The organism is Streptomyces thermoalcalitolerans (assembly GCF_039525155.1).
GTDB classification, from domain to species: Bacteria; Actinomycetota; Actinomycetes; order Streptomycetales; family Streptomycetaceae; genus Streptomyces; species Streptomyces thermovulgaris.
Window position 1 is genome coordinate 18737 of sequence record NZ_BAAAHG010000027.1, and the last position, 20939, is coordinate 39675.

Annotated in this window: 18 protein-coding genes and 1 pseudogene; 11 read left to right on the forward strand and 8 right to left on the reverse strand. The window is 71.3% G+C overall.

The window, feature by feature from the left end:
• Positions 1–234: 234 nt before the first annotated feature.
• On the reverse strand, positions 235–1449 hold the full coding sequence (locus tag ABD224_RS16690; protein ID WP_344050465.1) for an alpha/beta hydrolase family protein: 1215 nt from the start codon (positions 1447–1449) through the stop codon (positions 235–237).
• 233 nt (positions 1450–1682) lie between these two features.
• Here ABD224_RS16690 and ABD224_RS16695 point away from each other — a divergent pair, with 233 nt between their 5' ends.
• The gene (locus tag ABD224_RS16695; RefSeq protein ID WP_067397496.1) at positions 1683–2285 is read left to right on the forward strand and encodes a hypothetical protein; all 603 of its coding nucleotides are present in this window, start codon (positions 1683–1685) and stop codon (positions 2283–2285) included.
• Between the two features lie 60 nt (positions 2286–2345).
• Here the strand turns inward: ABD224_RS16695 and ABD224_RS16700 are convergent, their stop codons facing one another.
• The gene (locus ABD224_RS16700; protein WP_067397497.1) at positions 2346–2846 is read right to left on the reverse strand and encodes a hypothetical protein; all 501 of its coding nucleotides are present in this window, start codon (positions 2844–2846) and stop codon (positions 2346–2348) included.
• A 313-nt stretch (positions 2847–3159) separates the two neighbouring features.
• Between ABD224_RS16700 and ABD224_RS16705 the strand changes: the two genes are divergently transcribed.
• Both ABD224_RS16705 and ABD224_RS16710 read left to right on the forward strand, forming a co-directional pair.
• The gene (locus ABD224_RS16705) at positions 3160–3456 is read left to right on the forward strand and encodes a 5-methylcytosine restriction system specificity protein McrC (RefSeq protein WP_236560770.1); all 297 of its coding nucleotides are present in this window, start codon (positions 3160–3162) and stop codon (positions 3454–3456) included.
• Positions 3456–3668 (forward strand): McrC family protein, encoded by a 213-nt coding sequence (locus ABD224_RS16710; protein WP_236560772.1) that lies wholly within the window; start codon positions 3456–3458, stop codon positions 3666–3668. Before ABD224_RS16705 ends, ABD224_RS16710 begins: the two co-directional genes overlap by 1 nt.
• A gap of 420 nt (positions 3669–4088) precedes the next feature.
• Here ABD224_RS16710 and ABD224_RS16715 read toward each other — a convergent pair whose 3' ends face one another.
• Complete coding sequence (locus ABD224_RS16715) at positions 4089–4679, reverse strand: DUF4352 domain-containing protein (protein WP_067397498.1); 591 nt, start codon at positions 4677–4679, stop codon at positions 4089–4091.
• Positions 4680–4881: 202 nt separating this feature from the next.
• On the opposite strand from ABD224_RS16715, the pseudogene ABD224_RS16720 reads away from it, so the two are divergent.
• Positions 4882–5425 (forward strand): annotated as a pseudogene (locus ABD224_RS16720) (DNA helicase UvrD); the annotation flags it as partial.
• A gap of 381 nt (positions 5426–5806) precedes the next feature.
• On the opposite strand, the gene ABD224_RS16725 reads toward ABD224_RS16720, so the two are convergent.
• Positions 5807–7465: an N-6 DNA methylase gene (locus ABD224_RS16725; RefSeq protein ID WP_344050471.1), complete on the reverse strand. Its 1659-nt coding sequence runs from the start codon at positions 7463–7465 to the stop codon at positions 5807–5809.
• 354 nt (positions 7466–7819) lie between these two features.
• Here ABD224_RS16725 and ctaD point away from each other — a divergent pair, with 354 nt between their 5' ends.
• Both ctaD and ABD224_RS16735 read left to right on the forward strand, forming a co-directional pair.
• Positions 7820–9490: an aa3-type cytochrome oxidase subunit I gene (ctaD, locus tag ABD224_RS16730; RefSeq protein WP_486388848.1), complete on the forward strand. Its 1671-nt coding sequence runs from the start codon at positions 7820–7822 to the stop codon at positions 9488–9490.
• A 3-nt stretch (positions 9491–9493) separates the two neighbouring features.
• The gene (locus ABD224_RS16735) at positions 9494–10072 is read left to right on the forward strand and encodes a hypothetical protein (RefSeq protein ID WP_344050473.1); all 579 of its coding nucleotides are present in this window, start codon (positions 9494–9496) and stop codon (positions 10070–10072) included.
• Between the two features lie 66 nt (positions 10073–10138).
• Here ABD224_RS16735 and ABD224_RS16740 read toward each other — a convergent pair whose 3' ends face one another.
• From ABD224_RS16740 to ABD224_RS16750, 3 genes are all read right to left on the reverse strand, one after another.
• Entirely contained in the window at positions 10139–10999 is an 861-nt protein-coding gene (locus ABD224_RS16740; protein ID WP_344050475.1) for a hypothetical protein, read from the reverse strand.
• A 127-nt stretch (positions 11000–11126) separates the two neighbouring features.
• Positions 11127–12143 (reverse strand): DUF6745 domain-containing protein, encoded by a 1017-nt coding sequence (locus ABD224_RS16745; protein ID WP_425580990.1) that lies wholly within the window; start codon positions 12141–12143, stop codon positions 11127–11129.
• Positions 12144–12282: 139 nt separating this feature from the next.
• Complete coding sequence (locus ABD224_RS16750) at positions 12283–12609, reverse strand: hypothetical protein (RefSeq protein WP_344050479.1); 327 nt, start codon at positions 12607–12609, stop codon at positions 12283–12285.
• Positions 12610–12828: 219 nt separating this feature from the next.
• Between ABD224_RS16750 and ABD224_RS16755 the strand changes: the two genes are divergently transcribed.
• The 5 genes from ABD224_RS16755 (at position 12829) to ABD224_RS16775 (ending at position 18094) form a co-directional block, all read left to right on the forward strand.
• On the forward strand, positions 12829–13773 hold the full coding sequence (locus ABD224_RS16755; protein ID WP_344050481.1) for an STM4015 family protein: 945 nt from the start codon (positions 12829–12831) through the stop codon (positions 13771–13773).
• Positions 13754–14920: an STM4014 family protein gene (locus ABD224_RS16760; RefSeq protein WP_344050483.1), complete on the forward strand. Its 1167-nt coding sequence runs from the start codon at positions 13754–13756 to the stop codon at positions 14918–14920. The genes ABD224_RS16755 and ABD224_RS16760 overlap by 20 nt, the downstream gene beginning before the upstream one ends.
• Before the next feature lie 76 nt (positions 14921–14996).
• Positions 14997–15803 (forward strand): STM4013/SEN3800 family hydrolase, encoded by an 807-nt coding sequence (locus ABD224_RS16765; RefSeq protein WP_344050548.1) that lies wholly within the window; start codon positions 14997–14999, stop codon positions 15801–15803.
• Between the two features lie 29 nt (positions 15804–15832).
• Entirely contained in the window at positions 15833–17218 is a 1386-nt protein-coding gene (locus ABD224_RS16770; RefSeq protein WP_344050550.1) for an STM4012 family radical SAM protein, read from the forward strand.
• A gap of 21 nt (positions 17219–17239) precedes the next feature.
• A complete protein-coding gene (locus ABD224_RS16775; RefSeq protein ID WP_344050485.1) occupies positions 17240–18094 on the forward strand; it encodes an STM4011 family radical SAM protein in 855 nt (284 codons plus the stop codon).
• On the opposite strand, the gene ABD224_RS16780 is transcribed toward ABD224_RS16775, so the two are convergent.
• Positions 18007–20817 carry an ATP-binding protein gene (locus tag ABD224_RS16780; protein ID WP_344050487.1) on the reverse strand — a complete coding sequence of 937 codons (2811 nt, stop codon included), beginning with the start codon at positions 20815–20817 and terminating at the stop codon, positions 18007–18009. The genes ABD224_RS16775 and ABD224_RS16780 overlap by 88 nt on opposite strands.
• Positions 20818–20939 lie beyond the last annotated feature (122 nt).

Below are 20939 nucleotides of genomic sequence, written 5' to 3' on the forward strand. Positions count from 1 at the left end.
ATCAGCACAGGCGACAGGGCCCTGCGCCCCGTGCTCGAAGCAACATCCGCATCGTACTCCTCTTTGGAAAATACTGGAACACCCAGGAAATAAATGGATCATGAAGGTATTTGCTGGGCCGTTCGGCATTCTCGGCGTCGTCCGCTCGTCGGCTTTCCTCTCTTGGCCTGGTTTTCCTCCGCGCTGCCACCGGTTCCCTCCTGCGGCGGCGATGGCGGGAGAGCGCGACCTCGTTCAGCCGTGCTCCCGCTGGGCCAGGCGCTCGTCCAGCCAGTCGAAGACCCGTTGCTCGAACACGGCGCGGCCCATCGGTTCGCAGTGCAGGTGGGAGCCCTCGGAGGCGGGGAACCGGATCAGTTCCTTGGGGCCGGGCAGGGCGTCGTACAGACGCTGGGAGGCGCCGGGCCAGAAGTGCTCGCCCTCGGGGTCGGTGATCAGCAGGGGGGTGGTGATGCGCTGGACCACGGGCAGGACGTTGTAGCGTCCGACCTCGGCGAGCAGATCGTAGGGGGAGTCGATGCCGTAGGGCTTGGCCCGCCAGCGCCATGTCGCGGCCAGGGCGGGGTCGGCCCTCAGTCCTTCGGAGATGACGCGGTCGAAGGCCTCGCGGTCCCCGGAGTCCCACAGCCGGCGCAGGTCGGGGCCGAGGTTGCGCCACCAGCTCTCGGCGACGTCCACGACACCGGGGTCGGCGACGGCCGCCGCGATGCGGTGCTCGAACGCGAGCGCCCGGGGCACCCAGTAGCCGGCCTGGCTGATACCGGCCAGAACGAGACGCCCGGCGTCGACGTCCGGGCGGGCGGTCAGGAAGTCCACCACCGGGCTGATGACGTTCTCCCAGTCGGGACGGAAGGTGAGACCGCGCTCGAACAGCATCGACTGCTGGCCGGGGCCGTCGAAGAGCAGGGCGTTGTACCCGCGGGCCACGGCCGGGGCGCCCAGGAATGTCCAGGCGGCGCTGATGGGGCCGTCGCTGCCGTTGTTGACGATCACCGTGGGCAGGGGCCCGTCGTGCCGGGGCGGCCGGAACAGGTACCCGGGCAGGAACGTGTCCTCATAGGCGATCTCCACCCGTTCGGCCGGTGGATCGCAGGCCTGCGTGAACCGCTCGAAGCACTCCCGGTGCTCCGGGAAGACCTCGCGGAGCCGTGCTTCGGGGTCCGTGCAGGCGTCGACCGCCACCAGCGCGGTGCCAAAGTAGGTGGCAGCCCGCAGATACCCGTCCCGTGCACTGACCGTGCAGCCCCGGGCCGCACTTCGTTCGGCCTGTTCCCGGGCCCGGTGCGCCAGCTCGGTCCACGACGAGAACCAGGCGGCGCCGTCGCCCTCGGCCGTGGCGAGCGCGGTCGTCAGCACCTCGCCCACATCGGCACCGTGCTGCCAGGCGGAGCCGAGGACGGTCATGATCTCGTAGTTGAACTGGTCGTTCTTGTGGAAGCGGTAGACCATCGCGGCTCCCGTCGCCCCGTGTCCCCCTGCCCCCGGACCACGTTCACGCCCGGCTCTCACGGTAGGAGCTCCCCGGTGCGGGTGCATCCCGGCACGGTTCCGCCGCATGTGACCATGCCCGCGGCCCGGCATGATGAGACAAAGGTGGTGCGGCCCACGGGCTCACCGGGAGGCCGGCCCACGGCCGACCGGGGGCGGCAGGGACCGCACACGCGCGGGATGGGAGCCCTCCCATGGAACACCGGACAACGACGCAGGAGCCGCCCCGGAAGACCGTCGGCACCGGCAGCGTCTTCTATTCCTTCGCCCCCTGGATCATCTTCCAGGTCGTGGCCAGTCCCAGCACCTGGGAGTACGCGGCGCTGGCCGCGCTGGTCGCCTCGGTCGTCCTCGCGGGCAGGGACATCGTGCAGGGACACCCGAACGTTCTCGACCTGACGGGCATCGCGTTCTTCGCCGTGCTCTGCGTCCTCGCCCTCGTGCTGGACCGCCAGGCGCTCCTCTGGGTGGAGACGTACGCCCAGGTCATCGCCAACCTGGCGGTGGCGGCCGTCGCGCTGGGCTCGCTGTTCTTCGATCCCTTCACCGCCCAGTACGCCCGGCGGACCACACCGCCGCACCTGTGGGACTCCCCCATCTTCAAGCACGTCAACGTGGTGCTGACAGCGGTGTGGGGGGTCGTCTTTCTCGTCATCGCCGTGCTCACCTGGCTCGCGATACGCCTGCCCGGGGCGAGCGACTGGCTCAACTGGGTCATCCCCATCCTGCTGCTGGTGGGGGCCGTCAAGTTCACCCAGCGCTACCCGGAGTGGTACCGCGACAAGGCGCTCTCCTGAGACTCCGCCCGTGAGGGCGGGCGGCGCTGGACCGGGCACGCGCCGAGCGGCGACGGCGGTTCAGGCCGAGACCGGCTCCCAGCGGTAGGCGCCGGCGACCTCGTCGTAGGGGCGTAGCAGTGGCTCCAGTTCCCTCCGCACCAGGTCGGCGTCGTCCGAAGGCAGCGTCAGCGATGCCCTGCGCATACGGATGCTCCAGGTCGCCGGATCGGGAAACACCGACAGCCTCGGCACCAGATCGCGCAGGACGAGTCCTTCACGGAACCGTGCGAGGCCGGACAGCCGGAGCCGGCAACCTTCCGTGAAGGACCGCTCGCCGAAGACGACCGGCTCCTCCAGGAGCCGTACCGGACTGGCGACCGTGGCCCGGCCGATGACACGCCCCAGGTCACGTGTCGGGTTCCGGAAGCATCCCCGCGTGGTGTAAAGGAAGATCTCGTCGCCTTCCTCCAGCGCTCGGGCCGCCTTGGTCCGCCCCGCCGGGAACGCCATCCGTTGCTCGGTCACCACCCAGCTCAGGGCGGTCCGGTCTCCGATGATCAACAGGTGCGTGGACGGCATGCCGATCACGATAACCGGGCGGAGCCGCTCGGCGCCGCGCTGCTCCGCACACCGCCGGCCGGTCGGTCGCGTTCGTCTGCCGGCCGGGCACTGGCCGGCGGGGACGTCGTCGAGGCGGCGCCCGACCCGTACGCGGCCGGCCGCTGGTCGTTGCGAGCGGGCAGCAAAGTCGGCCCGGTCACCATCACCGCGCCGGACGTGGACGAGCCGTTCACCGTGCGTGTCACGCCCAAGGTGCCCGTCGTCCGGCTCCTTCTTCCCGCTCGGCCACAGTCCCAGCCCCGCGAACGCGTGGCGCGACGGGGAGGTGGATGTGGGCGAACACCGGGATCTGCTGCCCGCTCTCGCCCGTGCCGTCGAGCGGCAGGTCGACCGGACCCTGCGGCAAGGGCTGCTCCAGGGGTATCGGACGGCCGAGGAGAACGCCCTGGCCGTCCGCGGGCGAATCCGGGAGGCCGAGCAGATCCGGCGGCGGTTCGGTGCGACGCTGCCGGTGGAAGCGGCGTACGGCGAATTCACACCGACATCTCCAAGAACCGCATCCTGCGCACCGCTGTCGAGTGACTGCTGCGCCTGCCCGGTGTGCCGCGTGACGTACGGCGCCGGCTGATGCACCGGCGGGCCCGGCTCTCCGACGTCACCCCGGTCGTCCAGGAGCAGCGACTGCCGGACTGCCAGCCGCCCCGGCCCAACTCCCGGTACCACCACGCCCTGCAGTCGGCCCGTGCCGTCCTCGACGGCTCGTCCGCCGAGCGCGCACCTGGCGGACTGCGCGTCGATGGGTTCCTGTTCGCCCCGAACAAGTTCTTGAGGACTTCGTGACCGCCGCCCCGCGCAAGGCCCTGCGCGGTTCGGGTCACATGGTCCGGCTCCAGGGCATGCCCCACCTCGACGAGGCCGCCGCCGTCCGCATGCGGCCGGACTTCGTGCTGTACGGCCCGAACGGTGCTCCCCGCGCGGTCGCGGACGCGAAGCACAGGGCGGAGAGGCGCAGCGGGTATCCGGCCGACCTGTACCGGACACCGGCGTACCGCACCGCTCTCGGCCCGGACGAGGGACACCTGACTTACACGAAAGGCAACGCCCCGCACGCCGCCCACCGGGTGCGCCACGCGGGCGTCCTCATCCACCAGCACGCTCTCGACCTGGACCAGGAACCGGCGAAAGCTGCTCGCCGACGTCCAGGAGGTCGCACGGCGGATGAGGAACGGCTGACACGGCCCGGGTGCGCTTCTGGCGCGACTACCGCAGCTTCCACTCGCCGGTCTGGTCGGCGAACCCGGAGTCCATGGTGAACTGCACGGTGTCGATCTTCGACGCCTTGGGAACCTCGAAGACGATCCAGCCGAGGCCCTTGGCGCCGGGCTTGAGGGTCAGACTGGAGGACATCGACGGTCCGGCCGTGATGTCCGCGATGGTGGAGTCGAACTGCTGCCCCTCGCTGTCGGCGATCCGGGCGCCATTGGACGGGCTGTCGTTGTAAACCGCCTTGCCGGTGTTGACGAGCTTGAACTGCACGCCGACAAACCGCTTGCCGGAATCGGGCTCGGTGAACTCGTCGGCCGGCTTCGCGGGATCGGCGACCTTGACGACTGTGACGTCGAGCCGGCTGCCGTCCTCCATGCCTTTCAGGGTGAGAGTGTCGCCGACCTTGGCGACCTCAGGGGCGGAGCTCTTCTCCTTTGTCTCCTTCGTCGCGTCCTTGCCGCTGTCCGCCTCGGCGGCAGCGTTCCCCTTCGGCTTGTCGACGACGGTGCTGCCGGTGTCACAGGCGGTGAGAGTGAGTGCACCGATGACGGCGGCGACGGCGGCAATTCCGGTACGGACGTGCATGGTCCCCCCAAGGACAGTGCTGCGTTGTTCACGATGCGCCCCCACAAGCTCCGCAAGCAGGGGATTCACGCGGAACACTATGTGTTTCGCGTTGATTGTGTCAACGCAGTTCCGATTGAGATTTTTTTGACACAGGAGCTCGGTAACGCTCGATGCGTGTGATCAGCTCCGGATCGTCCGTCCAGGACGGGGAGCGGACCCCGTGCCGCAGCTTGCGTGCGCCAACAGCTTCCGAGAGAGCTACGGCGCCCTCGAGAAGCCTGTGAAGGCCGGCCGTGCGCAAGGCGATGCAGAGGTTCCAGCAGCTCACCACGCCGAAGCCGCGGGCAGGCAAGGGACTGCGCCTGGAGTCCGTCGGCAATGCCGCCGACCGGCGCATGCGGACCATCTGCGTCAACGAGCGGGGTGTCGTGCCGGCTTTGGACCATGGCAGTGATGTGTTCCCGCCGGTCAACGTCGTACGGCACGACGACGCCTACAGCCGGGCGGCGAAGCAGCTGTACACGACGAACGCCGCGACGAAGGCCTTCGAGGTCCGGAACGTCCGGGTAATTGAGCAGCTGACCCCTCAGCTGGGGGAAGCAGCGGTCACAGCCGATTCGCTGCTGTTCGCCGAGTACCCGGACACGGTGCTACGCGAGCTCGGCATCGACGAGCAAGCGCTGCGAGCGGTGCGCACGATCGTCGACAAGCCGCAGTCGGAGGCGTTCGGCACGCTCCTGTCAGAGGACCGGTTCGAGGTGCTCAGTACCTCGACGAACCAGTGGCGCGTACTGCGCGCCGTAGTGCACCCGGCAACAACGACCTGTTCATCACGGGAGACCCGCGCCGGCGAATCCACGATTCCCGGGTCTTTCCCGGTTCCCTGGGGATCTCCGTCACCGGCCGCACCCACCGGCTGCGTATCAACCATCGCAGTACCGAGGAAGTCCCTCCCCGGCCCACGGGCATCCTCACTCCGGTGACGGTCGACGACCTGGGTGACAAGGGAGACATCCTGGCCGGTTACCGCTCACGGCTCCACGGACGGCGACCGCGGGTGAACGAGTACGGGTCCGAGCAGGCCGAGGTGGCCGCGCTTGTGGAGCGGGACCGCGAGTCCGTTCGTGCCGAATCGCTGAGGTTCGTCAGTTCTCCGGTTCCAGCGCACCGCTGGCGAGGCCGTCCCGGGCCAGTTCGACGGCCTCACGGCTCAGTTCGGCGATTTTCCGGGCACGCTCCTCGAACTCCTGGAGGGCGCGGAACGCCGCGCCGTACCGGCGCTGCTCGGCGATGTCCATCTGAGGGACGCGCGCGCCCTTGCCGTCGAGGCGGAACGTTCCGCTCGCACTGGTGGACCGGCGGGTGTTGGCCGCGCTGCGCAGGAACCCCCGCAGGAAGTCGGTGTCGAGCTGGTCGCTGATGGACACCGGCTCCGTGTCGCCGTACTCGACGAGGCCGGCCCGGGCGAGATCGGCGACGCTGACGGAGGGACCGTCGGCGGTGCTGTGGCGTTCGCCCGCGGTGAGAGCCGGCAGCAGTTCGGCGAGCGCACGCACATGTTCCGCCAGCTCGCGCCGCAGCTTCTGGTACTCGGCCGGGTAGTCGCGGTGGGACTCCTCCACGTACCGGCCGGGGGTGAGATCCACGACGTCGTCGAGCAGGTCGATGAGGGGGACGTCCGCCGTCTGGTCCGGTCGCGCGTCCAGGGGGCCGTCCGGGTCGTTTCCGGTCAGGTCGACCATACGGACGCTGGTGGCCGCATCACTCGGAGAGTGCGGGCGGCGCAGGTGCCAGATGTGCACGGGCAGCGCGTGCGAGGCGGCCGTGCCCGGCGGCAGGGCGGTGACCTGGGTGAGAATGCCGCGGCGTACGAGCTCGGCCCTGATACGACGGCCGGCCTTGCGGTAGGCGACCGAGGCGGGCATGACCATCAGCATCCGGCCGCCGGGAGCGGTGTGTGCGTACGCGTGCTGCAGCCAGGCGAGTTCGCCCTCGGCCCGGGACGGGGTGCCGAGTTCCCACCGCGGGTCGAGAAGAAGCTCTTCGCGGCCCCAGTCGGTGTCGCCGACGGGTGGGTCGCAGACGACCAGATCGGCTTTGAGGTCCGCCCAGCGGTCGTCGCGGAGGGAGTCCCCCACGACGATCCGGACGTCGGCACGCTCGGTGAGGTCGGCGCGCAGTTGCGCGAAGCGGGCGCTGCGGGGGTCCGCCTCCTGCCCGAACCGCCGCGGCCCCCGCTCGGGACCGACGGAGAGCAGGAGGGTACCGATGCCGCAGGCCGGGTCGAAGATGACCGCGTCATCGGCGACTTGGCCGGCCAAGTGCCGTACGGCCCGGACAATGCGCGGCGAGGAGACCTGGTCGGATCCGGCGCGTCGTACGGAGTCGGTGAACCGCTCGGCGAGGGCGTCGGCCACCTCACCGGGCGAGTCGCTGCCCGCCAGACGCCGGGTCAGCTCGACGGCATCCTCCGGAAGGGCGGCCGGCTTCTTCGCCCGGGTGTCGGCAAGGATCGTGGCGACATCGGCGAGCGCGGCAACCATGTCCTCGCCGTAGGCTCCGCGCAGCACCTGCCAGAGTTTGACTTCCTCCGAGAGGTCCTGCCCCTTGCGCTGTTTGTCCAGCCACGCCTGGACCTCGGCGAGATCGAAGAGCGGACTGTTGGCGCTTCCACCCGCCGGCGCAGGGAAGTCGTCGTACCGCCGCCGCCAGTTGGACACCGCGGCCCGGGTGACGCCCGCGAGCCGCGCGATCTCGGAACCGGTGACAAGAGGACCGGCTGATGGAGCGGCGTTGTCCGTCATACGGACAACCGTACACGGCCTCTCGCCCGCCCATCAACGAAAAAACGTGTTGACGTGGTACACATCCGGCAAAGAATCCTCCATGTGTACTTCACTCCTTCTGAGGTGGCCGGCGCATACGTCCGATTTCACACCTTCCCCGACACAGAAGGGGCCATTGGTCCCTATGCGAAAGCCCAGGTAGGGACTGTTCGACCCTACCAGGCCCCCGTACCCGGCCGGTGATCATGGGGCGGCGGCCGGGAGTGCTGTCCGGTTTTCTCGGCCGGAGCGCCTCCGGGGGCGCCATTCCATCGATGAAAGAAAGAGATCGGGAGGCACCGTCCGGTGGACGAGGTGCGGATACAACAGGCGGTGGCCGAGCGGCCGCCGGACACGGTCGAGGAGACCGCCCGGAAGGAGGCCGGCGGCAGGTCGAACTGGGTGGAGTGGCTGACCACCACCGACCACAAGAAGATCGGGACGCTCTATCTCGTCACCGCCTTCGCGTTCTTCATAATCGGCGGCATCCTGGCGCTGGCGATGCGGGCCGAACTCGCCCGGCCTGGACTGCAGATCCTGTCGAACGAGCAGTTCAACCAGGCGTTCACGATGCATGGCTCGATCATGCTGCTGATGTTCGCAATGCCGCTGTTCACCGGCTTCGCGAACTGGATGATGCCGCTGCAGATCGGCACCCCCGATGTCGCCTTCCCGCGGCTGAACATGCTGGCCTACTGGCTGTTCCTGCTCGGCTCGCTCATCGCCGCGAGCAGCTTCCTCACTCCGGGCGGGGCCCCCGACTTCGGCTGGTTCCTCTACACGCCGCTGTCGGACTCGGTGCACAGCCCGGGGATCGGTGCCGACCTGTGGATCATGGGCGTGGCGCTGTCCGGCTTCGGCAGCATCCTCGGCTCGGTCAACTTCATCACCACGATCATCTGCATGCGCGCACCCGGCATGACCATGTTCCGCATGCCGATCTTCACGTGGAACGTGCTGCTGACCTCGCTCCTCGTCCTGTTCATCTTCCCCGTGCTGGCGGCGGCTCTGTTCGCCCTGGAGTGCGACCGCAGGTTCGGCAGCCACATCTTCGACTCGGCCAACGGCGGTGCGCTGCTGTGGCAGCACCTGTTCTGGTTCTTCGGGCACCCCGAGGTGTACGTCCTGGCGCTGCCGTTCTTCGGCGTCGTCAGTGAGATCGTCCCGGTGTTCTCCCGCAAGCCGATGTTCGGCTACATCGGGCTGATCGGCGCGACCATCGCCATCGGGGGTCTGTCCCTGACGGTGTGGGCGCACCACATGTACACCACGGGCGGTATCCTGCTGCCGTTCTTCTCCTTCATGACCTTCCTGATCGCGGTCCCGACCGGTGTGAAGTTCTTCAACTGGATCGGCACCATGTGGAGAGGCTCGCTCTCCTTCGAGACGCCGATGCTGTGGACGGTCGGCTTCATGGTGACATTCCTCTTCGGTGGTCTGACCGGTGTCATCCTGGCCGCGCCGCCGATGGACTTCCACGTCTCGGACTCGTACTTCGTGGTGGCCCACTTCCACTACACGCTGTTCGGCACGGTCGTGTACGCGATGTTCGCCGGCTTCCACTTCTGGTGGCCGAAGTGGACAGGCAAGATGCTCGACGAGCGTCTGGGCAAGGTCACGTTCTGGACGCTCACCGTCGGCTTCCACCTGACGTTCCTGGTGCAGCACTGGCTGGGTGTCGAGGGCTTCCCGCGCCGGTACTCCGACTACCTGGCGGCCGACGGCTTCACCTTCCTCAACACCCTGTCCACGATCGGTTCGTTCCTGCTGGGCCTGTCGCTCCTGCCGTTCTTCTACAACGTCTGGAAGACGGCCAAGTACGGCAAGCCGGTCCAGAGCAACGACCCCTGGGGCTGGGGCCGTTCGCTGGAGTGGACGACCTCCTGCCCGCCGCCGCGGCACAACTTCCGCTCCCTGCCGCGCATCCGCAGTGAATCCCCCGCGTTCGACCTGCACCACCCGGAGATCGCCGGGGCCGCCGAGGCGGAAGCGACGGCGAGGTAGGTCATGTCGCACGCCGTTGCCGCCCTGGGAACCGGCGCGTTCGCCGTCGCCGGCTGTGTCTGGTACGTGCCGGCCCTCGCCGATCTGCGGGCCGGCGCCGACCGGCCCGACTCCCGACGGATCGCTGCTGCGGCCTGTGTGACCGGCTGGGCCGGCGTCGGTGCGGTCACCGTGCTGCTGCTCATGGCCGACGGCTGGTGGGCCCCGGCCGTCGCGGCCGTCGTCGGCGCCGTCGCCTCCGCCACCCTGCACCTGTACGCCGCCGTGCAGCGCAGACGCGAGGCGCGGGAGGCCGCACAGCACTGGACGCGGCTGGGCCACGTGCCGTCCCCGGGCGGGCCGGGCCGCTCCCGGAACGTCGTCGCCGCCGTCATGGTCTGCGGCATGGTCCTCTCCGTGCCTGTCGCGGTCTGGCAGGCCGTTTCCGGTCCGGGCGGCGGCGCGGGCTGGGCGGTGGCGGCCGTCACGTCGGCCACCGTCATGGGGGTGTTCCTCGTCGCGGCGGGCCTGTACGCCCGGGCGACCGACCGGGTGGCCCATCGCACCGCGGTGACGACCGGCCGGGAAAGATCCCGGTCCTGACGTCTCGACTGCTGGACTGCTGGGGCCGGCGGGCTTGCCCGCCGGCCCCGGCGGCATGTCGGTACGTCATGTGCTGCCGCTCTCGCCGAGGTGTCGCGCCTCGGCGAGAAGGGCTTCTCTCAGCTGCCCGGCGTCCATGGCCGCGAGGCGCGGTACGGCCTCGTTCCAGCGTCCGGCCATGTCGTCCAGGGTGCGGGCGATGCTCCGGCGCATCCTGCGGCCGGTCACGGCGAGGATCACGGCGGCGACCGGCCGCAGGAGCGAGCAGCCGCGCAGGGAGACGGTGACGCTCACCTCCCAGGTGCCGTCGTCCCTCCCCGGGCGGGGCGTGGCTCGCATGTCCGCGCGGAGCCAGCGGTGGTCCAGCCGGGCCGAGGCCGGGGCGGTGTGCGTGCCGCGTCCGGTGTCCGCGGCGGTCCACCAGTCGTCCAGCCGTATCCGCGCCCGGCCCCGCAGCCGGGACGGCACGAGCGGGACCCCCTCGACCCGGGCCCGGCCGTCGGCCTCGAACAGGTGCGGGCGGTCGGGGCTCTTCAGTACGGCGTCCAGTTCGACGGTCCCGCTGTCCTCGGCGACGGCGAGTTCCAGCCGGACGGCGCGACGCCGGTCCCACTCCTTGATCGTGATCCGGGCCGTTTCGCCGGTGCCCGTGCCCTTCCTCTCCCTCTTGTCTCCTTTGCCTCCCTTGTCCCCCTCGTCTCCGTCGTCTCCGTCGCCGTTCCCGTCCGAGACGAGGTAGACCGCTCCCGGCCGCAGGTGCCGTCCCCGGGTCAGCCGGATGTCCGGCACCGCCCGTCCGTCCGGCAGTACGACCCGCTGTCCCTCCGCACGGCTCTCCTCCACCAGGGCGCGGACCACGCCGAGGGCGTCGACGAGCCACCGGTACGGAAGGGATGCGACGACCACCGTGTGACGAACGGCCACCATGCGGACAGCATGACCCGCCGGACGCCGGGCCGTCAGGGCACGGCCCGACAGAAAAGTGCCGGGCCGCTTGCCGGGCACCGGCACACCGCGGGCGTGCCAAAGGTGCGGCAGGGCTGCCGGAGGCGGCTCAGGTCTCCTTCTCCGGGGCGTACTCGGCCTCCTCCAGGCCGAAGGTCCAGGCGACGCCCTCGCGAGCGGTCCGGGTGTGCGGTGGCACCCGCAGCCAGTACGTGCGGTGGGTGCCGTCGGGTTCCGGAGTGGAGTTGACCACCTCGACCATCACCAGCGGCTCGTCCCCCTCCAGTTCGATGCGCCAGAGCACGCCCGTCTCGTCGCGGTGCACGGGCTGGGCACCGGACTCCTTCAGGAAGCGGTCGTAGCCGTAGTGCTCCAGCATCACGCGGCGCAGCTCGGCGTTCTCCTCCTCCTGTATCCGCCGTGGGGTCAGCTCGGCGAGTTCGGCGAGGAACTCGGCCGGGACCGGCATGCCGTGCCAGGCGTACAGCGCGAAACCGTCGGGGTAGGCGAGCGCCGGTCCGTCCGCGCGGTCGAGCCGGCCCGCCTCGTCGCGGTGCAGCTCCACGGGGCGTTCGCAGATGACGACGGTCTTCTCGTAGGGCCACCACCAGCCCGCGGCGCGGGCGACCGCGGTGATCCCGGCGAGTGCGTCCGCGCCGTCCTGGCCGTCGAAGGCCGCCAGCCAGGCCGCGTCATGCTGGCCCAGGACCGCGTCCAGCAGCACGAGCCGGACGGCCTGCTCGTCGTCCTCCTTGTCGGCCAGGGCCTCGACCACCCCGGTCCGTATGCGCTCGGTCAGGCCGACCGTGGTGTCCCACAGCTGAGCCCCCGTCAGGGCCCAGTGCCCGGCCCAGCCGGCCGGCCCGAGCCGGTCGAGGACACGGGTGCGTGCGGTGTCCCACGGCCGGGTGCGCACCGCGTCGCGCACACTGGGGCCGGCCGTGCCCTCCGCCGTGAGCCGTGCGGCCAGGGCCGCGCCCTCGCGGGGCGAGCCCGCCCAGACGACACGCTCCGGCTCGGGCAGCCCCGCCAGCCGGTAGGCCAGGCGCACCCCCTCCTCGGCCGCCGTGCGGTCCGCGGGGCCGGTCGCCGCCGCCACCGCGCGCCACCGCGCCGTCGTCTCCAGTTGTGCCGTTTCCGTCGATGCCGTGGGTGTCGTCACCGCTCCGCTCTCCCGCTGCCTCGGTCCGCCGTCCCGGTCGTCCTGGTCGTCCCGGTCCGCCGTTCCCGTTCGTCTCGTCCGTCCCGGTTCCCGGTGTGCTGCCTCAGTCCGCCACGACGCGTACCGCGCCGGGCACGTACTCCCGCTGCCGCACCACGCGGTACCAGCCCTTGGGCAGCGGAATCGCCGCGTGCTCCTCGTGCACCAGCCGTCCCCCGTCCGGAAGGTGGAGGTAGGAGGATCCGAACGGCCCGGACTCCCGGACCAGCTTTCCGGGACCGATCACCGCGTGGGCGTGTCCGGTGACCTCGCCGAGAGCCAGCACCAGCCTTCCCCGTGCGTCCCTCGGCTGCTGCGGCAGCCGGTCCGTGCCCGGCGGCAGATCCGCCTCCGCCACGGGCACGATCAGGACATCCCCCTGCCGGTACATGCGTGTCTCCCTTCCCGTCGGCGCCTCGCCGACCGATGTCCGCGACGCTACGCCGGGGGTCTGACAACGCCCCTGACCACGTCCCGGACCACCGTCCGACCGTGTCCGGGCCGCGCCAGGGGCCACGGGCCCCACTCGTCCCCGCACCGGCGTTGTCGGAGCCGCTTGGTACAACTCTTCGCGAACAAAACCGCGTTCGAATCCCAGGAGGCCGACGCCATGCTCCGCTATCTGGAGGAACACGACCTTCGCGTCTTCGACTTCCCCGATCCCGAAGCCCAGCAGGAGCTGCCGGAGGCGGGCGCCGTGGCCTGGCGGCTGGCGGTCGACGCCTACGGGGGCTCGGACGAGAGCTTCGAGGAGCGGTGGAACCGCTTCCTCGACTCCGTGGATCCGGCGGGTGTCCGGGCGATCGTCGTGGGGGCGTGGGTGGAACCGTCCCAGTGCGACTCCAGGGAGGTCGTGCAGCACCTCGTGGACGCCCGTGACCGGCTGACCGCGCTCCGGGCCGTGTTCATCGGGGACATCGAGATGGAGGAGGCGGAGATCTCCTGGATCATGCAGTCCGATGTCACACCGGTCCTCGAGGCCTATCCGCTGCTGGAGGAGCTCGGGGTCCGCGGCGGCACCGACCTGCGCTTCCCGGCGGTCCGTCACCAGCACCTGCGCACGCTCCGCTTCGAGACCGGCGGTCTGCCCGGCGAGGTCGTGCGCGGTGTCGCCGCCAGTGAGCTCCCCGCCCTGGAGCACCTGGAGATGTGGCTCGGCGTGGAGGACTACGGCGGTGACGCGACGGTGGCCGATCTCGCACCGCTGCTCGCCCATGGCCGCTTCCCGGCGCTGCGTCATCTCGGGCTCCAGGACAGCGAGATCCAGGACGAGATCGCGGCGGCGGTCGCCTCGGCGCCGGTCGTGGCGCAGCTGACGTCGCTGGACCTGTCCATGGGCACCCTCTCCGACACCGGCGCCGAGGCCCTGCTCAACGGCCAGCCGCTGACGCATCTGGAGCACCTGAACCTGGAGCACCACTTCCTGAGCGAGTCCATGATCGAACGGATCCGTGCGGCCTTCGCCTCCGCCAAGACCGAGGTGAACCTGGAGGATCCGCAGACTCCGGAGCGCTGGGGGGACGAGGAGTGGCGCTATGTCGCCGTCTCCGAGTAGGCGGGCGCCCGGTACCGGCCTCCGGTTCGCCGTCGTCGGCAACCCCGAGAACCGGCGGACGACGATGTTCGCCGACGCCGTTCGCGCGGCGGGCCACACGGCCCCTCGCGTGCTCGCATGGCGGGACGTGCTGCGCGGACGGTACTCCTTCCGGCCCGGCGAGCTGGTACGGATCGACTCCCCCGGCGAGAACGCCGAGGTCGACCGGATGCTGCGCGACGTCGACGACCCCACCCGGGTCGAGGGAACGGCCGTGTGGTACCGCCGTTTCACCGCAGCGGTCCGGGAGGTGACCGCCGCGGCGCACCGTGCGGGGGCGACGACGACCGCCGACCCGGAGGACGTCGCGGTCATGTTCGACAAGCGGCGCTGCCATGCCCGGCTCGCCGCCGCGGGCGTCCCGGTCCCGGAAGCACTGGACGGTCCGGTCGCCGGCTGGGACGAGCTCCGGAAGCAGCTGGAAGCCGCCCGTATCCCGCGGGCGTTCATCAAGCCGGCGCACGGGTCGTCGGCCTCCGGTGTCGTGGCCCTGTCGCTGGCGGGGTCCGGCCGGGTCAAGGCGACGACCTCCGTGGAGACCACTGCCGACGGCCGTCTGTACAACTCCCTCCGGGTGCGCCACTACACCTCGGAGCGCGAGGTCGCCGCCCTGGTCGACGCCCTGGTCCCGGACGGGCTCCATGTCGAGCGGTGGCTGCCCAAGGCCTCGCAGGACGGCCGGGCCGCCGATCTGCGGGTGGTCGTGGTCGCGGGGCGTGCCACCCATGCCGTGGTACGGACCAGCCGGCACCCCATGACGAATCTGCACCTCGGTGGCGTCCGGGGCGACCTGGACGCGGCCCGCGCGGCGATCCGGGCCGCCGGAGGCGACTTCGCCGACGTGCTGGACATCGCCGAACGGGCGGCCGCGTGCTTCCCGGGCATGCTGTGCGTCGGCGTGGACATCCTGCCGTCCACCGGATGGCGCCGCTTCGCCGTCGGGGAGGTGAACGCCTTCGGGGACCTGCTGCCCCGCCTCACCGGCCTGCCCGGCAGCGGCGCCGAGGGCCTGGACACCTACGCCGCGCAGGTCGCCGCCGCATCGGCTGCCGCATCAGCCGCCGTATCGGCCGTCACGCCGGTCTCCGCGCCGGCCGCCGTACGGTGAGCGGAACACGAAGAACACCAGGAGCAGCAAGAGCACCATGAGCACCACCAGCACTCCCACGACACCACCGCTTGACATGAACGAGATCGTGGGCAGCCATGACCTGCTGCTGGTCACGCTCGACACCCTCCGCTACGACGTGGCGCAGGAGCTGGCGGCGGCCGGACGCATCCCGAACCTGGCCCGGCATCTGCCCGGCGGCGTCTGGGAGCGCCGGCACGCTCCGGGCAGCTTCACCTACGCCTCCCATCAGGCGATGTTCGCGGGATTCCTGCCGACACCGGCCGAGCCGGGGCCGCATCCGCGGCTGTTCGCCGCCCGGTTCGCGGGCAGCGAGACCACCACGAGCGGCACCTTCGTCCACGACACGCCCGACCTGGTCTCGGGTCTGGCCGCCGTGGGCTACCGCACCGTCTGCATCGGCGGCGTGGGCTTCTTCAACAAGCAGGGGCCGCTGGGCTCCGTCCTGCCGGGGCTGTTCCAGGAGAGCCACTGGGAGCCGGAGTTCGGGGTGACCTCCCCCACGTCCTTCGAGGCACAGGTGGCCCGCGCGGAGCAGGTCGTCGCCGGACTCCCCCAAGAGCAGCTGCTGTTCCTCTTCGTCAATGTGTCGGCCCTGCACCAGCCCAACTGGTTCCACCTGCCCGGGGCCACCCGCGAGGCGGGCGACACACGGGCCACCCACGCCGCGGCGCTGGAGTACGTGGACCGGCACATGGGCCGCCTGCTGGCCGCCGCCGGCAGCCGCCGCCCGTGCTTCGCCATCGTCTGCTCCGACCACGGCACCGCGTACGGCGAGGACGGCTACAGCGGCCACCGCATCGGCCACGAGGTCGTCTGGACCGTGCCCTACGCCCACTTCTTCGTCGACAAGGCCCGGTGACCATGCCCACGCCCACGCACACGCCGCTCATGCCCTCCCCCCTGCCGCTCGCCGAAACGGCGGCCGCCCCCGCCGTGCGCCCGTACCAGCAGTACGTGTACGCGTACCCGCACAAGACCGCCTACCGCCCGCTGCGCCGGGAGCGGGCGTCGCTGCGCGACCTGTGGGCGAACGAGCCGAAGGACTCCCTCTCGCTCTACTTCCACATCCCCTTCTGCGAGGTCCGCTGCGGCTTCTGCAATCTCTTCACCCGGATCGGGGCGCCCGACGGCCTGACCACCGCCTACCTGGACGCCCTGGAACGCCAGGCGATCGCGGTGCGCGAGGCACTGGGCGACGGGGCACGGTTCACGAACGCGGCGTTCGGCGGCGGCACCCCGACCTTCCTTGAGGCCGCGGAGCTGGAGCGGCTGTGCGATCTCGCCGAGCACGTCCTGGGCGCCGACCTGACCGCGATCCCGCTGTCGGTGGAGGCCTCGCCCGCCACGGCGACCGCCGACCGGCTGGCCGTGCTGGCCGCCCGCGGCACCACACGGCTGAGCCTGGGCGTGCAGAGCTTCGTCGACTCCGAGGCACGGGCGGCCGTGCGCCCGCAGCGCCGGGCGGACGTCGAGGCGGCTCTCGCCCGGATCCGCGATGCCGGCTTCCCCGTTCTCAACATCGACCTGATCTACGGCATCGAGGGCCAGACCGAGGAGTCCTGGCGCACCTCCCTCGACGCCGCCCTCGCCTGGCAGCCGGAGGAGCTGTACCTCTACCCCCTCTATGTGCGCCCGCTCACCGGTCTCGGCCGGCACCGCGACCGGACGGCCGCCGAGACCGCACGGGACGAGGCCGCCTGGGACGAACACCGGCTGCGGCTGTACCGCCACGGACGCGACCATCTGCTCGCGCGGGGCTACGAGCAGGTGTCGATGCGCATGTTCCGCCGTGCGGACGCCCCCGCCACCGGCGGGGAGGACTACACGTGCCAGACCGACGGCATGGTCGGCCTCGGCTGCGGCGCCCGCTCGTACACCTCCGCGCTGCACTACTCCTTCGACTACGCGGTGGACATGCACCGCATACGCGGGATCATCGACGCGTACGTCGCACGCTCCGTCGACGACTTCCGCCATGCCGACTTCGGCTGGGAGATGAACGGGGACGAGGCCCGGCGCCGTCATCTGCTGCAGTCGCTGCTGCAGGCCGAGGGCATGCCGGTCGCGGACTACCGGGCCCGTTTCGGCACCGCGCCCGACGACGACTTCGCCGCCGAGCTGGAACGGTTCCGCGCGCGGGGCTGGCTGGACGACTCGGCCGGCCCGGAGGTGCTGCGGCTGTCCCCCGAGGGGCTCGCCCACTCCGACGCGCTGGGCCCCGAGTTGTTCTCCGCCGCCGTGCGCGCGCGCATGGCCGCGTACGAACCGAAGTGACCCGAAGCGACGGAGAGCCTCATGGACCTGACGATCCTCTACCGCGGTCCGCTGGCGTCGTGCGACTACGACTGCCCGTACTGCCCCTTCGCCAAGCGCCGGGACAGCCCCGCCGAGCTGGCCGCGGACCGGGCCGCGCTGGAGCGTTTCGCCGCCTGGGCGGCCGCGCAGCGGGGCGACCGGCTCTCGGTGCTGTTCACCCCGTGGGGCGAGGGCCTGGTGCGCTCCTGGTACCGGCGTGTGCTCGTGGAACTGAGCCGGCTGCCGCACATCCGCCGGGTGGCGATCCAGACCAATCTCAGCTGCCGTACGAACTGGCTGGACGGGGCCGACCTGGACACCCTCGCCCTGTGGTGCACCTTCCACCCCGGACAGACGCCGTACGACCGCTTCCTGGCCAAGTGCCACGACCTGGCCGCCCGTGGTGTCCGCTACAGCGTCGGTGTCGTCGGACTGCCCGAGCACCTTCGGCACGCGCGCCGCCTGCGCGCCGATCTGCCCGCCCACGTGTATCTGTGGGTCAACGCCGCCGAGGGACACACCTACACCGACGCCGAGGCCGACCGGTGGACCGCCCTGGACCCGCTCTTCCCGTACAGCCGCCACCCGCACCGCAGCGCCGGCCTGCCCTGCCGCACGGGAGAGTCGGTCGTCTCGGTGGACGGGGAGGGCACGGTGCGCCGCTGTCACTTCGTCCGCACGAAGCTGGGCAACCTGTACGACGGCTCCTACCGGCGGGCCCTGCGTCCCCGCCCGTGCCCGCTGGCCGTCTGCGACTGTCACATCGGCTATGTCCACCTGGAGACACTGCCGCTGTACGACGTGTTCGCGGGCGGTGTCCTGGAGCGGATCCCGGCCGCACTGCCCGCGGTGTGATCACGGCCGGCTCGGCTCCGCGGTGTTCGCCCCGCGCTGCGCCGAGGGGCGGCTTCCGTGGGACCGTGCCGCCGCTCTCGCCTCTCCGCGCGGCCTCGTTCGGCGAGGTGACCGGCGCCGCACCGGTCCGCCAGCTCGATGCCCTCGGTCAGAAGCCCGGCCGCCCTGTCGGCGTGGCCGGCACGGCTAAGTTCCGCGCCGAGTTCGATCAGGGCCTCGGCGTACAGATGCCGGCTGGGAGAGCGGCGCAGTGTCTCCACCGCACGCTCCCGCAGCGGCAGCGCCTGCCCGGCCTCGGCCACCGCCGCGCTGAAGCCCAGTGCCTCGCCGATGGCGGTGGGCGTGCCGAAGCGCTCCGCCCGGCGCAGCATCCTCGCCGTGAGGGCACGGGCGCGCCGGGGATCCTCCTCGGCGACGGCGAGGGCGAGGTGTCCGGCCCAGGGGCACCAGGTCGGGTTGTGCACGCCCTTGGCCTCCAGCCGTTCCCCGGCGGCGGTGAGCTGGTCCTCGGCCTCCTTGCGCAGGCCGTGGGCGAGAAGCAGCCGTCCGTGGACGGTCTGGGCGTCCGGGAAGACCACCGCGTTCGGGTAGGGGGGTGCGAAGTCGTACGTCCTGGCGACGCGCAGCGCCTCCTTTGGGCACCCCCGGGACAGCAGGACGTCCACCAGCAGCCCCACGGCGTACCAGCGGGCGGGCACCCGGTCGCCCACCCGCTCGGCCAGGCGCACTCCCTCACGTGCGTACCTCTCCGCCTCGGCGAGCTGCCCCGTCCTCAGCCGGACCAGGCCGAGGAGGGTGAAACCGAACGAGAGATGGGCGCCGCCCCAGCCGACCTTCTCGCACTCCTCGATGGCCGAGCTGAACAGCTCCTCAGCACGGTCGCACTCGTCGGCGTACATGTAGGCGAGCGCGGTCAGACTCGGCAGTTCGAAACCCCAGTCCGGGTCGGTGTAGCTCAGGCCCACGGCGCGGGCGGCGACGGCCAGCATGTCCGCGGCCGGCTCCCCGCGCAGGGTCGCGTCCCAGGCGCGCAGGCACCGCAGCGCTCGGTCCCCGATGGTGTCCCCGGGCAGCTGCTCGACGAGCCGTGCGAGCCGGCGGGAGCGGTCGCACGCCTGTGTCTCGTACGCGTCGAAGGTCAGCCACAGATAGTGCGCCGCCTGCAGGCGCAGCCGCGCCCGGGGGCACTCCGCCCTGGCGGCCTCGGCACCGGCGACGGCGGCCGCCTTGCCGAGTTCGTCGTTGTGGGCGAAGGCCTGGGCCAGCCGGAAGGTGGCGTTCTCCCTGAGTTCGGGGCTCAGGAAGGGCTGCTCCAGGGCCGCGGTGAGGTGGTTGACCGTGGTGGCGGGGGCGGTGAGCAGGGCGGAGCAGCCGAGTTCGTAGAGCACGTCCGCACGGTCCTCGGGCGCCGGCGGTTCGCGCAGCGCGCGTTCCAGGCAGCGCCGGGCGGCGTCGGGCGCGCCCAGACGGAGGTTCTCGCGGGCGGCGGCGCGCAGTTGCCGGACGGTGTGCGGATCGCCCTCGGGGTGGGTCTCGAGCAGGTGCCGGGCGGCGGCGGTGATGCCCAGGCCGGCGTCGGCCACCGCCCAGGCGGCCTGTCCGTGCAGCGCGGTGCGTGTGGCCGGCGGGATGGCCTGGTACACGGCGGTGGCGATCAGGGGGTGGACGAACTCGAGGGTCCGGGTGCCGGTGAGGATACGGGCGACACGCAGCCGGTCCACGGCGCTCATGGCCTCGGCCGGTGGTAATCCGGCCACGGTCGCGGCGAGTTCCGCGGAGATCTCGGTGCCGAGCACCGCGGCGGCCCAGGCGAGCCGGACACTGGCGTGGCCGAGCCGCTCCAGCCGTTTGACCAGTCCGGTGCCCCGCGCGCTCGCACCGAGTTCGCTCAGCAGGGAGGCCGACTCCGCGTCCGGGGCGAGACCCCGGTCCTGGACCTTGGCGATGAGTTCGACGGTCTCGTAGGGGTTGCCGCCGGTGACCACCCAGCACTCGCGGCAGAAGACGTCGTCGGCCTCCGCTCCGAGCGAGCCGCGCACCAGCTCGGCCACCGCCTCCGGGCTGAGGGCGTGCAGCGGGATCGGGCGGGTGCTGCGGCCCTCGACCAGTTCGCGGAACTCCTCGGCCTCGGCGGGCAGTTCGTCCGGGCGGTAGCCGAGGACCACCAGCACGGGGAGCTCCCGCGCCCGCACCGCGAAGGCGGCGAGCCAGGCGAGCGACTCCAGATCTCCCCAGTGGGCGTCGTCGAGGACGATCACGACCGGTGCCCGGCGCACGGCGATCTGGGTGACGACCCAGTCCAGGCCGTCCCTGACGCCCTGGGGGTCCGGGGCGGGGGCGCCGGTCTGCTGCGCGAACAGGCCGACGGCGGGACCGGCGATCTCGTACCACCCGCCGAAGATCTCACGGCGCTCGGCCTCGGTGCAGGACGCGAGGACGGGCTGCAGCAACTGGCGTACGACGTGAAAGGGGACCGTGTGCTCCTGTTCGCTGCCGCGGGCGAACAGCACGGTGCAGCCGCGGGCGGTGGCCATGCGCCGGACCTCGGCCAGCACGGTCGTCTTGCCCAGTCCGGCGGCCGCGCTGTAGAACAGCAGCCCGCCCTGCCGGTCCTCGCCGTCCTCGCCGCCCGCGCAGAGCCGGTCCACCGCGATCCGTGCGGCGGTCACCTCGTTCTCGCGCTCGTACAGGAGAGGTCTTCCCCGTCGATCGCGTCCGCCCACGATGGTGGCCCTCTCCGCGCGTTGCCGTCCCGGCACCTTGTTGTCCCCCCTGATCTGCCGGTGTGCCGGGAAGAGTAGCGAAGCGCGCACAGGGGCGTCAGGGATGCCGGGGAATTGGTCGC